At 40.0% G+C, this 15,908-nt stretch carries 9 protein-coding genes; all 9 read left to right on the forward strand.

Annotation, left to right across the window (positions count from 1 at the left end; all coding sequences use genetic code 11):
• Window positions 1-60 precede the first annotated feature (60 nt).
• Window positions 61-2,361, forward strand: coding sequence for a helix-turn-helix domain-containing protein (locus tag HZI73_RS08025; RefSeq protein ID WP_212697729.1), 2,301 nt, complete (start codon window positions 61-63; stop codon window positions 2,359-2,361).
• A gap of 298 nt (window positions 2,362-2,659) precedes the next feature.
• The gene (locus HZI73_RS08030; RefSeq protein WP_212697730.1) at window positions 2,660-4,285 is read left to right on the forward strand and encodes an extracellular solute-binding protein; all 1,626 of its coding nucleotides are present in this window, start codon (window positions 2,660-2,662) and stop codon (window positions 4,283-4,285) included.
• Window positions 4,286-4,346: 61 nt separating this feature from the next.
• Window positions 4,347-5,297, forward strand: coding sequence for an ABC transporter permease (locus HZI73_RS08035; protein ID WP_212697731.1), 951 nt, complete (start codon window positions 4,347-4,349; stop codon window positions 5,295-5,297).
• Between the two features lie 11 nt (window positions 5,298-5,308).
• Window positions 5,309-6,193 (forward strand): carbohydrate ABC transporter permease, encoded by an 885-nt coding sequence (locus HZI73_RS08040; RefSeq protein ID WP_246552402.1) that lies wholly within the window; start codon window positions 5,309-5,311, stop codon window positions 6,191-6,193.
• A gap of 53 nt (window positions 6,194-6,246) precedes the next feature.
• Entirely contained in the window at window positions 6,247-7,626 is a 1,380-nt protein-coding gene (locus HZI73_RS08045; protein WP_212697733.1) for a sulfatase family protein, read from the forward strand.
• A 64-nt stretch (window positions 7,627-7,690) separates the two neighbouring features.
• The gene (locus tag HZI73_RS08050; RefSeq protein ID WP_212697734.1) at window positions 7,691-9,349 is read left to right on the forward strand and encodes a right-handed parallel beta-helix repeat-containing protein; all 1,659 of its coding nucleotides are present in this window, start codon (window positions 7,691-7,693) and stop codon (window positions 9,347-9,349) included.
• The gene (locus HZI73_RS08055) at window positions 9,342-10,886 is read left to right on the forward strand and encodes a sulfatase-like hydrolase/transferase (RefSeq protein ID WP_212697735.1); all 1,545 of its coding nucleotides are present in this window, start codon (window positions 9,342-9,344) and stop codon (window positions 10,884-10,886) included. The genes HZI73_RS08050 and HZI73_RS08055 overlap by 8 nt, the downstream gene beginning before the upstream one ends.
• Complete coding sequence (locus HZI73_RS08060; RefSeq protein WP_212697736.1) at window positions 10,883-13,855, forward strand: glycoside hydrolase family 2 TIM barrel-domain containing protein; 2,973 nt, start codon at window positions 10,883-10,885, stop codon at window positions 13,853-13,855. The genes HZI73_RS08055 and HZI73_RS08060 overlap by 4 nt, the downstream gene beginning before the upstream one ends.
• Complete coding sequence (locus HZI73_RS08065; RefSeq protein ID WP_212697737.1) at window positions 13,856-15,475, forward strand: sulfatase family protein; 1,620 nt, start codon at window positions 13,856-13,858, stop codon at window positions 15,473-15,475.
• The last annotated feature ends 433 nt before the right edge of the window (window positions 15,476-15,908 follow it).

Consider the following 15,908-nt stretch of genomic DNA (forward strand, 5'->3'; position numbering starts at 1 on the left):
ACGTTTATACTAATGCTATAGTGAGATTTAACAAACAAATAAATACGTTAGGGTGAGTTGATGTTGAGTCAGACAAAGTCAAAAAAGAAAAGTGGTTTCCTGACTTCTTTTTTATCTTATTATATCATTATCTTATGTATCCCCCTATTGGTGGGTATCGGTCTTAACTTTTATAGTAATCAAGTCATTCAAGATGAAGTCATAAAAGCCAATAAGGTGGTCATCAAACAATTGCAGTTATCCATCGACCAACGTATCCATAACATTCGAGAATTTACCATGCAGCTGGAAACCGATGAGTCACTATATGGTATTATTCATACAAAAAATGAGCTGAGTACCCTCAACCGTTATACCTTGAAGCATGTGATTAGTAATTTTAGTGCCTACAATCTATCCAATGGGTTTATTGAGGATTTTTTTGTTTATTGTTATTTAAATAAAACCATTATTGGACCTTATGGCTATACCAATACCACAGGTATGCGTGATAAAGCTTTTTATGATGTGGCCTGGTATTTTCCAAAATGGTATACCATCATTCATCAAGAGCATCGCAGTGAGTTGTATCCTATATTTTTAGAAAATACCCACAAGCTGGAAAGCATTGTGTATCTACAGTCTTTACCTTCAAGTATCTATTCTGAACCCAATGCCATTGCAGTCATTAAGCTGAATAATGAATACTTTGATGAACTTATGGCATCGACGCTGGAAATCAGTGAGGGCAATGCTACGTTTGCCATTATTGATAAGAACAACCATATCTTATATGCCTATGGCGATGAAGGCATCTTAAATGCCATTGAAGCCTATGATTTAGGGACTATGGAAGATGGTTTTCTGAGTATTCATGATAAAAGAGATTATTATGCCTATATGGCAGCGTCCAATAACAGCCATTGGCGTTATTTGACCATTACACCAACGTCGGTTTTTAATAAACGGGTAAAAGGTGTACAGATGATTGCTTTTTTTAGCTTGGTTCTTATCCTTATCCTGAGTATATTGGCCATTGTTTACGTGAAAAGAAGACGTTATGACCCTTTGGCATCCACCATTGACCTGTTGCGGTCAGATAATCAGACACCCCATCATGATGATGCGTTTAAGTTTTTACAAGAAAAGGTGGAACAAACCTTAAACGATAAAAGCAGCATGGAAGAGACCATGTTGATGAACAGGGATTATCTGAGAAACTATTTTTTAATCCGTATGTTGAACCAACCCATTGATGACGAAGGATCTTTCATGAAAATAATGGATTATTATGGCATTGATTTATTACGGGATTATACCAATGTGGTTATTTTTTACCTGAACTCCTATGATGATCAATCGTTGCAGGAAAACACAGCTTTTCTAGGGTTTCTTGAAGACATTAAAAACACCTTTTATGCTGTGTTTAAAGAGGAATCGTCTAATGCTGCACTTTATCCTGTATACCTGAACAATATGGTGGTATGCATGATTAATTATACGAAGAAAATTCATCATGATCATGGTATCGTCAGATGGTTAAACGGTTTTAAAGAAGAAATGAACAAAGCCGATGTGTCCGTTGCCATGAGTCAACCCAAGACAACCCTCCATGAATTAAACGATGCTTATGACGAAGCCTTACAAGCATTAGAACATCAGCTGGTCTACGGCAAGTCTGGTGTAGGTCAGTACAAGTCTGTCATGGGGTATAGGAAAAAGATTACCCATATTAAGTATTATCAGTATGAGAATAATTTTATCATGCTATTAGATAGCGGCGAGTTTCAAAAGGCGAAAAATGTCATTAATAACTTATTCAGCTTAGTCCTTAACCAAGAAACCATGCCCATGAACAGTGTAAAATGTAGAATGTTTGGTATCATTAACATTTTAATGAATACCGTGGAGAAATATAATCTGGATGCCCAATTAATAGCCCTGGATGAACTCTATGATAAGCTAATTGGGTTCTACAGCATTGAGGATTTACGTACAGGGATTATTAAAACACTGGATACCATTAAGGAACACGTGAAGAGTGATCATAAGCATGGGGATGGCAATATGATTAAAATGGTCAAACACCATATTCATCAGCATTACATGGATACCAATTTATCCGTTAGTCAGCTGGCATGCAAATTCAAAGTGGATATGTCCATATTATCCAAGAAATTTAAAAAAGATTGTGGTATTAATCTTTCCGATTATATTCACCTTGAGCGCCTGAAAATAGCAAAACCCATGATTATTGAAACCAATGACACCATTAAAACCATTGCCATCAAGTGTGGGTATTTAAACAGCGATGTGTTTATTCGGGTCTTTAAGCGTTATGAAGGCATTACACCTGGGAAATTCCGCCAAAACAGCAAGTAATCAAAATAAAACGATACAGCAAATTTCGTCGATTTGTTGTATCTTTTTTATGTATATGCCCAATTTATAAGGATATGGCCTATCGTAAGCTGCAAAATCTACTGATTTACCAATAAGCCAGTGAGGGTATATAATACGAATATCCTTCAACTTGCTAGCGGTTGTTGAAGATATATGTTCCATTAAGACAACATGGACAATGAGGTATTTTTTCTTAATGGTTATGACATAATAGCAGATACATAGCATCACCCATGCATAACCGTGTGAGATAACAAATTATTAGGAGGCTTATAATATGGTAGCAAAAAAAATAGTGGCGATAATGCTTGTTTTCGTTATGGGGTTAGCTGTCTTTTCAGGTTGTTCAAAAACAGAAGATAATCATGGTAAGCAGTCAACATCTGGTGAATCTAGTCCATCAGGCAGTGATTCAGCAGATAAAGATAAACGACCTTCATTTGAGTACTGGCATCCTATACATGCTTTTACAGCAAAGGGCATGGAGAGTCACAATGAGCATCCCTTTGCACCTAGGTTGGCAGAAGAAACAGGTGTGGATGTCAAATACGTTAACCCGCCAGTGGGTCAAGAAGAAGAACAGCTTAATTTGATTTTTAGTTCCCAGAATTTACCGGATGCCTTTCATAGTAATCTATCGGAAAACTATAAGGGTGGCGTTGATGGTGCTATTGCTGACGGCATTATCATCAATGCAACGGAACTCATAGAAGAACATGCACCAAACTATATGGCCATGATGAGTGCCGATGAGGATGTGCGACGGGATAGTTATACAGATGAAGGAACCATTAAAGCATTTGGTTCCATCATACCTGCACCCGAAATGAGAGGTTTACCATTCTGGGGTCCATTCCTTAATAAGAAGCTCCTTGATAAGACGGGACTGGGTATACCTGAGACCATTGATGATTGGGAAACCATGTTAATTGCATTTAAAGACATGGGTATAAAAGCGCCCTTTACTTGGCCTGCCAATAATACCATTGGTTTCTTAAATGATGTTTTTTCAGGAGCATATGGCGTACCTTCAGAATCTGAATTCTTTAAAGAAGGCAATGTGGTAAAATACGGCCCTATTCAAGAGGGGTATAGAGAGTTTTTAACCTTGTTGAATCGGTGGTATGAAATGGGGTTATTGGATGCGGACTACCTGTCACGTAACATGAATAAGCACGTAAAACCCATGTTAATTAATGGAGAAGCAGGTGCAACAGTAGCTCATTTAACTAATTTGGAACAATTGGAACACTTGGCTAAGGCCGATAATAAAGACATTGATTTGATAGCTGTACCTTATCCTGTATTGAATAAAGGTGATCAAATACATTTCAGACATTTTTTATCCAATGTTAAAAAAGAAGCAACGTTTATTACCACAGCAGCAGATGATCCTGTGACCATTGTCAAATGGATTGACTATTTATACAGTCCAGAGGGTATTGAATTAACCGTCTGGGGGGATGAAGGGGTCACCTTTGAATATGATGAGCAAGGCAATAAAAAATATACCGATTTAGTGGAAAACAATCCCGATGGCTTACCTTTTTCATATGCAAGACGACAATTGGTCATCCATGATATTATTTCAACCTATGCATGGGATGAACAGAAAATATTCTACGATACAGAGGATCAGCACGATGCTTGGGAGAGATGGCAGAAAGCAGATTATGAGAACGTACTACCGGAATCACTCTTGTTTACAGTTGAAGAACAAGAAGGGTATTCCCGCATTATGAGCGAAGTGGATACTTATGTGGAAGAGATGTTCACCAAATTCGTTATGGGTATAGAATCACTTGATAACTTTGATCAATTTGTAGCAACCATTAAAGATATGGGCATTGACGAAGCAACTGCATATAAACAAGCTTCATATGATCGATATTTAGACAGATAATTAATCGTAAGGGGGCTATCTTCATGGTAGCCTCTTTTTCATTCAAAGTAGGAGGAATACAATGGAACAAGTGGTATCAATAAAGAGAAAAAAGAAAAGAAGAAATATCTTTTATATGCTAAAAGAAGATTATAAGAAGCATAAGCTCATATACTTTATGCTGATACCTGTACTTTTATACTATATTATTTTTCAGTATGGTCCTATGTTGGGTATTGTCATTGGATTCAAGGATTACCGTCCAGGACTCGGTATTTTTGGAAGCAAATGGGTTGGTTTCGAATATTTCCAACATTTTCTTAGCAGCCGTTATTTTTGGCGGTTGGTTAAGAACACCTTGACCATTAACTTTTATCTATTATTATTTGGGTTCCCAGCACCCATTATATTGGCTTTACTCCTTAATGAAGTGAAGCATAAAGCATTTAAGAAAACCGTACAAACCATTACATACATGCCTCACTTTATTTCCCTTGTGGTGGTATCGGGGATTATAGTGGATTTGGTGGCTACGGATGGGGTCATTAATGATATATTGGCGTTTTTTGGCTTTCAACGACAAAACTTGTTGACCATATCGGGACTTTTTCGTCCTATATTTGTGACCAGTGATATCTGGCAGCATATTGGATGGGGAACCATTATTTATCTTGCGGCTTTATCAGGCATTTCCCCAAGTCTCTATGAAGCAGCCAAAATTGATGGGGCCAATCGTTTTAAGCAGATTATCCATGTGACTTTACCAGGCATTGCACCAACCATTACCATTCTCTTGATTATGCGTATAGGAAAGATGATGCTGGTAGGCTGGGAGAAAATCATTCTGCTCTACAACCCTGTTATCTATGAAACAGCAGACGTCATCTCTTCATTTGTGTATCGGAAAGGTTTACTTGAATTTGATTTTAGTTATTCCACTGCTGTGGGATTATTTAACTCGGTCATTAATTTTGGATTACTCATTGCAGCGAATAAAATAGGCAAAAAAATAAGCGGAAGCGGTTTATGGTAGGAGGTACAACAGTGGCTAGGAAAAAAAGTTTGAAGAATAAATTTGGTGTTTTTGATGGTATTAACTACTTTTTGTTAAGTATGCTATGCCTCTTAACCCTATATCCCATTATCTATGTGCTCTTTGCATCCATTAGTGATCCAGTACTGTTTCAATCCCATAAAGGCTTATTGATGAAACCCATAGGCTTTACCATAGAAGCCTATCGTCTGGTATTTGAAAGTCCAGCGGTTTTAACAGGTTATAAAAACACACTGTTTTATGTGATTGTGGGTACATCCATTAATCTGTTTTTAACATCCCTTGGCGCTTATGCACTGGCTCAGAAAGATTTATATATTGCAAAAGTCTTAACCATTATGATTATTTTTACCATGCAGTTTAAAGGCGGGCTTATCCCAACGTATTATGTGGTCAATCAGCTTCTAGGGCATTCCAGATTAACACTGCTACTGCCCCAGGCCATTATTACCATGAACCTGATTATTATGCGGACGTCCTTTCGTTCCATCCCGGAAAGTTTATTTGAATCGGCCAGGATAGATGGGGCTAACGATATGACGTTATTATCAAAAATCGTTTTGCCTTTATCCAAACCTGTTATGGCGGTTATGGCACTTTATTATGGTGTCAATCATTGGAACCAGTGGTTTCAAGCAAGTATCTATTTAAGAGACAGAAAGCTGTATCCTCTACAATTGTTCTTACGGGAAATCGTATTACAGAATCAATTAGATGAATCGTCCATGGGCATTGATGTGGGAACAGAAGCCCATATTGGCGTGATTATTAAGTATGCAACCATTATGGTAGCTGTTATCCCAATCCTTTGCGTTTATCCCTATATTCAAAAATTCTTTGTGAAAGGCGTCATGATTGGTGCTATCAAAGGGTAACAACGAGCTTTCTTATCTTATAACATGTCAAGAAATGAATGAGGAGGAGAGTCATGAAAAAACAAGAGCGTCCCAATATACTTTTTATTATGACAGATGAACAACGCTACGATACGTTCACCCACGTGAACCCACACATTAAGACACCCCATATGGATAAGTTAATCAAGGATAGTGTTTTCTTTCAAAATGCCTATTGCTCCAATCCATCCTGTATTCCATCAAGGGCTGCCATCGTGACAGGTAAACACCCCACAGAATGCAAGACACCTACCTACATAACCTATTTGCCAGCCTATGAAAAAACATTCATGTCAAGACTTCAAGCATTAGGGTATTATACGGCAGTGGTAGGTAAACAGCATTTTGCTGAATCCAGTATCGAAAAAGGTTATGACGAAGCCATGATAATGGATGGGCATAGTCCAATGGGGCATAAAGAAGAACTGACGTTATACTACGACTACTTAGCACAACATAACGTGGACAAAGACACATTATACGAAGGGGGTCTTATGATCGGTGGTTCTTGGAAAGGGGACATCAAATACCACATTGATTCCTTTGTGGGTGATCTTGGTCAAGATTGGCTGAAACATAAAAGACCGGATAAACCTTGGTTTTTAACCATTTCATTCCCAGGCCCCCATCAGCCCTATGATTGTGAAGGGACAGCATTTGCTGAACAATATGATCTAGATGCTATTCCCATGCCCGAAACCTGTTATGAGGACTTGGACTGCAAGCCGCCTCATTTTAAACAAATGAAAGAAAAGGCTTATGTGAAAAATCATTCAGAGGAAGTCTTTAAGAAAACCAAACGATCCTACTATGCCAATGTATCCCTCATTGATCAAAAGGTAGGCGAGATTATTGAGACATTAAAAGAAAATGGGCTATATGATAATACCCTCATTATCTATACATCCGATCATGGAGACTTCATGGGGGACTTTGGTATTGTGTCCAAAGCCCAATACCTATCCGAATGCCTGATGCGTGTACCCCTCTTTGTTAAGCCGCCCATTAAGGATTTTGAAGGCTTTGATGTGGATGACTATGTGTTAAATATTGATATTGCGGCAACTTGTTTAGAAGCTGCTGGTGGTGAAGTAGACAAAGGTATGTCCAATTATGCTTATACAGATTATTGGCAGAATAAGGATGAAGTTAAAACAAGAGATTATCTTTATCTAGAGGCAAGCGGGATGAAGGCATGTATTAAAGATGGGTACAAATTAGTCCATTATTTAGATAAGCCCTATGGTGAGTTCTACGATCTAAACCATGATCCCATTGAAAAGTTTAACTTATGGGAGGAAGAGGCTTATAATGGGCAAAAACTCATCCATAATCGTCTGTTGATTGATCATCTCGTTAAAATGACACCTCTATGGGACATGAAATGGAATCATCAAGCACCAGCCATTTAGTTCTAAACGAGTCATCAATAGAAAATGTTACTGTTAAACTTAGAAAGAATGGAGAAGGGATAATATGAACATCATTAGAATTGGAATAGAACAATGTGGTAAGCATAAAGACTGGACCCAGATCGTGAATAGCGCTGTTATGGATGCAGAAGACCATACGGTCATTGAATTTGAAAAAGGTACCTATTATTTTTCACCTAAATATGCCTACGAACAGCATTGTTACATCACAAATAACGACCACAGCCAAAAGCGCATCGCCTTTCCTATCCTACATAAAAAAGGCCTTACCATTGATGGCAATGGCTCTACCTTTATTTTTATTGGCCGCATACTGCCTTTTTACATCAGTGAATCTAAAGACATTGTCATTAAGCATCTGGAAATGGATTATAAAAGACCTCTGTACTCTCAAGGTAAGGTACTTGCTTCGGATACAGATAAGGTACAATTAAAAATAGATAGCAACAAATTCCCATACCATGTTGTTAGAAACCACTTTGTTTTTACAGGAGATGGTTATGAAAGCACATATGTTCATGGTATGCTCGAGTTTGATCCCATAGAAAGAAAGCCTGTTTATGGTGCTAAGGATAACCACGTTGGAGGGGAATTAAAAGGTCATGAAATTGAAGAGGGTGTTATTGAAATCAACCACCCCTTTAGGAAACTACCAAACGTAGGTAATATACTCACCATTAAGCATGAACGTCGGTTTGTACCCGGTATAGCCATTGACCATACAGAAGGCATTGATCTCAATCAGGTCACCATACGTCAAGCAGGTACCATGGGCATTGTGGCTCAATACAGTAAAGATATTCAGCTGGATCATATTGTTGTGGCTGTGGATGAACACTCGGATAGAATGGTATCCACCAATGCAGATGCAACCCATTTTGTAGGATGTAAGGGCTATCTGACCATCACCAACAGCCGGTTTGAAAACCAATTGGATGATGCGTTAAATGTTCATGGTAACTATCTGGATATTGAAGAAATACTGGATGAGAAGACGGTTATTGCTAAGATAGGTCATTTCCAGCAAGTGGGTATTTTTGGTCTGGAAAAGGGAACATCCATACAAATTCTTAACCGTGACAGCATGTTAAACCACAAGGTTCTGCCATTGCAGGATAAACAAATCATCAACAATCAATATGTTAAATTAATGTTTGAAGAGCCTTTAGATCTAGCGCCAGATAAGGCTTATAGCTTGGAAGACATGGATGCCTATCCTGTGCTGACCTTTAAGAACAATATAGTAAGGAAGAATCGAGCTCGTGGTATTCTGTTAACATCTAGAAAACCCATCCTAATTGAAGGCAATACCCTGACCTCTGAAGGTACTGCTATTAAAATAAGCGGCGATACCAATCACTGGCATGAGTCAGGACCTGTAGGTGAAGTGGTTATTAAGAACAATTATATCGCCTGTATGAATGAAGACGTTTGGGGAAAAGGCATCATTGATATTGACCCGGAGATGGTGGCGTTTGAAGCAGGCAAGTATTATCATGATACGATTCTAATTGAAGGCAATACCATTGAATTATGGAACAGACCATTGGTGTATGGACAGAGTTTTAAGAAGCTTTCTCTTATGCATAACACCTTCATTAAGAAATTACCCGAATCAGCCATTACCATGGATATTAAAGCATATGGAGAGATCATTGAAGAAGGGTCCATCTATAAGCTGGAAAGGAGTCAGGATGAGTAAACCCAATATACTTATTTTTATGACCGATCAACAAAGAGGTGACACCATCTTTCCTTATGAAAGAGCCAAGACACCTCATATTACAGCCTTTTGTAAAGAGGGGTTATCCTTTGCACAAGCCCATACAGTAGCCCCTCATTGTTGTCCTTCTCGTGCAACATTTTTCAGCGGGTTATACCCGTCACAGCATGGGGTATGGAATAATGTCAATGTGGGTAATACACTTTCAAAAGGTTTATATAAAGGGGTTCACTTATTCAGTGAAGCCCTAAGAGAAGACGGCTACCGCATGTACTATGGTGGCAAATGGCATGTGAGCAATCTGGAATCTCAACAAGACAGAGGATTTGATGTTGCTCGGGTACCTCGTCCCTATGAACGAAAAGATTATGAACATGAAGCGCCCTTGCAAAGGGAATGGGATAAATATGAAGGCTATCGTGTAAAGGACAAAAGGGAGGAAGGTGAAATCATACGGCCAGGCTATGGCACCTACACCCATTATGGTCTGGATGAATGCCCTAAAAATGATAAAAAGGTCATTGATGATGCCATCGATATCATTCTCAATCGCCATACCGTTGACCAAGAAGAATATGGTGAAACCTATATCCGTAATCATGGGGGAAAAGACTTTGATCAAAGACCTTGGTGTCAGATGATTGCTCCCAATGGTCCTCATGACCCTTATTTTGTTCCCCAAAGATTCTTGGATATGTACCCCATAGAGACCATACAGTTACCCAAAAGCTATAAAGATCGTATGCTGGATAAACCAGGTCTTTATCGAAAAACCAGGGATCGCTTTGATCAGTTATCCGAACGTGAACACAAAGAGGCCATTCGTCATTATCTGGCCTTATGTAGCTATGAAGATGATTTATTTGGGCAGGTTTTAGAAGCGTTGGAAGCATCAGGTGAAGCCGATAATACGTTGGTTCTCTATGTATCGGACCACGGAGATTATATGGCAGAGCATGGTTTATGGTGTAAAGGATTACCTTGTTTTAAAGGTGCCTATCACATACCTGCGGCTATGCGCTGGCCAAAAGGGATTAAGAACCCTGGCAGAATCATCCATGATTATATAACATTGGCAGATTTTGCACCTACATTCCTTGATGTATGTGGCATTGAACCATCCATGAAGATGACAGGAAAAAGCTTATTACCTTATATGCAAGACCAACAGCCAGAACACGTGCAGGATGCATTGTTTACCCAGAGTAATGGCAACGAACTCTATGGTATTCAACGTTCCATCACCACGAAAGCATGGAAATATGTCTATAATGGTTTTGATTATGATGAACTCTATAACTTAGAAGAAGACCCCCATGAGATGGTCAATGTATTGGATGCTTACCAAGACAGCCCAATCCTGAAAGCGTTAAGCAGTCGTTTATGGTCTTTTGCACGGGAAACAGGGGATGTCTGCATCAATCAATATGTGATGGTATCCTTAGCACCTTTTGGACCAGGGGTTATCTATGAATCATCCTGTGATGAAGAGCACCCTGAGAAAGGAATGAGGTGATAGCCATAGAGCGTACATATACAAGAACACAAGCTTTTGATGACCACTGGTTTTTTAGCCTTGAGGATAGAGATGAAGCCATAACGCCCCATTACGACCATTCCACGTGGGAAAAAGTACAGCTTCCTCATGATTGGAGTGTTTCATTTGGGTATGATAAGGCGGCACCTTCAGGTAAAAAAGGCGGATTTGTGAGAACAGGAATAGGGTATTATCGCAAACCGTTTTATGTGGATAAAACCATGTTGAAGCAAGCCATCAGCATTGAATTTGACGGGGTTTACATGAACAGTTCTGTTTATGTGAATGGTCAGCTGGTGGGTCAAAGACCTTATGGTTACATTAGTTTCGCTTATGACATCAGTGATTATGTGGTGGAAGGGCTGAATATCATTGCCGTAAAAGTGGATTGTCGTGATAAGGCTGAGACCAGTCGCTGGTACAATGGCTGCGGCATATACCGTCACGTGTGGTTAACCATAACAGATAAGCTGCATATTGACTTATGGGGCACTTATGTGACCACCCCTGATATAACACAAGACTCAGCAACCATCGCCATAGAAACAGATGTGGTGAACGGTTATGAAGAAACAAAAACAGTAAGAATTGTACATATGATTATAGATAGAGCAGGTAATACTGTAGGCACGGTAGCAGATGAAGTGACTATAGGGGAGACGAAGCAAACATGTCATGGGCAAGTCAAGGTGTCTAAGCCCCATCCATGGTCCATTGATGATCCATATCTCTACACATGTAAAACCGAACTGTATCTTAACCAGCATTGTGTAGATGTTTATGACACTCGGTTTGGGATACGGGAGACAGCATACATACCCCATAAAGGCTTCTACTTAAATGGGGAGCACCTTAAGTTCAAAGGGGTCTGTATCCATCATGATGCTGGCGTTGTAGGTGCGGCTGTACCGGATAAGCTGTTACGTAAGCGATTGCAGATGCTTAAAGATATGGGATGTAATGCTGTCCGGACAGCTCATAACCCCTTTGCACCTGTGTTTTATGATTATTGTGATGAGCTGGGGCTTATGGTCATGGATGAAGTATTTGACGGTTGGGAAATACCCAAAGCACCTTATGATTATGGATTGTATTTTGATACATGGCATGTGAAAGATGTGACCGATTGGGTACGACGGGATAGAAATCATCCTTCCATTATGCTGTGGAGCATTGGCAATGAAGTCCATCATATGAGTACCACCATTAATCTGGAACTGCAAGATTTGGTGCATCAGCTGGATGCCACGAGACCCGTTACCTGCGGTGTTCAAGGAACGTCTCAAATATCCGATGATAATCGGGCTATATTGGATATTGCTGGTTACAACGATGGGGGTGGTGCATGCTTTCTTTATGATGAAGACCACGCTAAAAGACCAGACCAGTTGATGATTGCAACGGAAGCACCTCATACCAGTCAAACACGAGGCTTTTACAGAACCCAAACTTGGTGGCGGGACAAAAATCAACCCCGATTAGAAATTGAAAATCTATCGGAAGACGAATTGTTTTTTGATGGTCATCTGGCATACCGCTCATCATACGATAATGCAGGTGTGCGGGTCTGTATTCGGGATTCGTGGACACTAACGGAAGAACGCCCTTATTTAATGGGTGAATTTCGATGGTCTGGCTTTGATTACTATGGTGAAAGCTTTGAATGGCCGGCAAAATGGAGTGATAGCGGTGTCATTGGGGTAGAGAATTACCCAAAAGATGCTTATTATCTCTATCAGAGTATGTGGACCACAGAGCCCATGATTCATCTACTGCCTCATTGGACTCATCCTAATATGCCAGAACGAACCCCTATTCCTGTGTGGGTGTATACCAATTGTGATGAAGCCGAGTTATTTTTGAACGGCATCAGTTTGGGGAGATGCAACAGAGGGAAGGCTAAGCATCTTCAATGGGATGTGCCTTATGAACCAGGAAGATTAGAAGTGATTGGTTATAAAAATCAACAGGAAGTCGCCAAAAAAGCCTATGATACAGCTGGTGCACCTGCAACCCTAAAGGTAACCAGTGATGTGGATCAATTAATCTTAGATGGGAAAGATGTGGCACAGATTGACGTGGATATATGTGATGCACAAGGTGTCATGGTGCCTCATGGAGAGAATACACTTTATTTTAAAGCCACGGGTCTTGTCAACATTCTAGGCACTGAAAACGGTAATGTGGTGGATACAACACCGATTGCTTCCAAAACTAAAAAAGCATTCTATGGTAAATGTATGGCTCTTGTTAGAAGTATGAATGGTGACCCCATTAATCCTCTTGAGCTTCATAGGACAACAACAGGGGTATATGTGGCATCCATACTTGGTGAGACAATGTTTAAAGACCGTACACAAGTAACGGTGGATGTGGATTTTATAAACCTGTGTGGTCAGCATAAGCCATCGGCCTATGTCATTGAGATACAACTGAATGAACAACCTTGGCAAGTTTTAACAGCACCTATAGTCCTACAGGAGACAACGGTTGTGAAAGCTCGGATATATACCATGGATGAACTGCTATTTGATATTGAAGCCACCTTTTACAAGGGTGAACGTGAGAAAGTAATTGATTTGGCTCATGGAAATAAGGTATTGAATCTGGATAAACCTGTGGGTCCTTTTGCACCTGAAATGGTGGGGATATGGCATGATGGGCAGTTTGATTATGACTTTAAAGGGGATGGTACCCTAACCCGTGTGCTGAATGCTCAGCAAGAGCAGTCCATAGGGTATTGGTGGTATGATTTTCCTTTGGACCCTTTTGAAGCACAGACATATGCAGGGCAAGGCGAAATCTGGTTTCATACAGGGGAGAGAAGTCCCATGAAGATGGTGAGTCAAGAGGGGCAGGAGGTCATCCTTGATAACCATAACAAAGCCATTAGGCGAGCTAAAAGTTATCCAGAAGAAATTGTTTTCTATCGAGGAAGGAGAGATTAGATGAATAAGCCCAATATCTTAATCATACTGGCGGATCAACAACGCTACGATACCATTGGAGCAGCAGGCTATGAGCATATGATAACCCCCAATCTGGATAAATTGGTTGAAGAAGGATACTTATATAAAAACGCACATACCCATAACCCAGTATGCATGCCTGCTAGGCATGACCTTCTCATTGGTATGCCTGCAGGTGCTCACGGTTATTTTGCCAATAAAGGCGGCAGCCCCATTAAGGATTATGGTATCCCCACATTACCGGGTATTTTATCAGAAAATGGATACCGAACAGCAGCTATTGGTAAGATGCATTTTTCACCGGTGCGCATGCATCATGGGTATTCGGAAATGCATCTAATGGAGGAAATACCAAGAAGGCGTCAAGATGATGCCTATGCTACATACTTGAAGAAACAGGGTTTAGGAGCAGTACAAAATATTCATGGCATAAGGCCCCTTCTGTATCATACGCCTCAACAGGCGCAAGTGGATGAAGCTCATTATGAAACCAACTGGGTGAAGAACAGAACCATTCAGTGGCTCAATGAGAATGGTGAGCATCCATTTATGTTATGTGTAGGGTATATTAAACCCCATCCCCCATGGGATATTCCAGAGGATTTTCAAGGGTTATATAAGGATAAAGTATTGCCGAAGGCCATTGAACGGTCAAGAAGTTACCCATGTGATAATGAAGCTGATCCATGGTATGGTGATTTGGATGATGAGGATAAGATGAGACAAATAAGGGAAGCGTATTACACAAGTGTGACCATGGTGGATGAAAGTGTAGGGCATATTATGGAACATCTTCGCTCAACAGGCCAACTGGATAATACCTTGGTCATCTATACATCGGATCATGGTGAGATGTTACAAGATAAAGGGTATTATAGCAAGTCACTGCCTTATGACAGTTCTGTTAGGGTTCCTTTTATTGTACGATATCCTAAGAGCTTTCCAGCTGGTACCTTATCGGAAGCATTTGTTGATTTGACAGATATATTACCTACATGCCTTGATGTGACGGGGACAGATTATCCAGGTGATGAAAGTCGGTTATATGGGGGTAGCTTATTAAAAGGGAAAAGTGATAGGAATAGAGAGACCATTATTTCTGCATGTGGTTTTCTACATAAAAGCAGGTGGGTCATGTGCCGTCATCCCCGATATAAGTATGTGTATCAGTATAATGGTGGCAAGGAAGAGATGTATGATTTGGTCAATGATCCTGGTGAAGTGCATAATGTGATAGCATCCATGGAAGGGTCTGAGATGCATCTGGCTTTGAGAAAGCAGGTATTGGATTATGAGAAGGAATGGGGACCAGAGGGTGCTGTAGTAGATGATGAGTTGGTTGTTCTTAATCATGGGCCTTTGGATGGTCATGTGAGAGGGAAGTACCATATTTGGAGTAACAGTCAGTTTCAGCCTTTTTATGAGGGTGAGGCAAGTGATAGAGGATTGCGTTTTGCTGATGAGGTGTGTCATGCTGTAGGGGGAGATGTGAGGACAGGTGTGGATACGTTAGATCATGAGCAGTGGTTGGAAGCTTTTGAGGAGCAGTTTGGTGTGTATGGTGGAGGGGTTAGTGTTAAGATGGATTATGGAAAGTAGGTGGAAATTTGTATTGAGCCCTAGACTGATGGTAGGTTGGGGCTTTATTTTCTTGTATGAGAGTTTTGTAAATGTAGGATATTAAAATAGAAGCATTTTTTGTATGGTTTGGTGCAAGACGGCGTCGATGGATAGATGATAGTACATCAAGTTCAGATTAACAACTTGAAGTCCTTCTAAGCGCGCGCCAATACAGCTTACTAAACCTTAAGAACTCCCGTTGGTCAGACACTTAAGGTTCTTAACGTAAGCTGTATTTCTGCTTGCTAAGAAGGACTAACAAGTTGTTAAACATCACTTGATGTACTATCATCTATCCATCGACTTGGTTGTAGTGGGTTTTAGGGTGTTGGGTGTTGTTGAAGAAGAAATAGGGTTAGGTAGTAAGGGTGAAATAGTATGGAGGGTTAACTGTTGGTGAAAACTATAGCTG

This window comes from Vallitalea pronyensis (genome assembly GCF_018141445.1).
GTDB classification, from domain to species: Bacteria; Bacillota; Clostridia; order Lachnospirales; family Vallitaleaceae; genus Vallitalea; species Vallitalea pronyensis.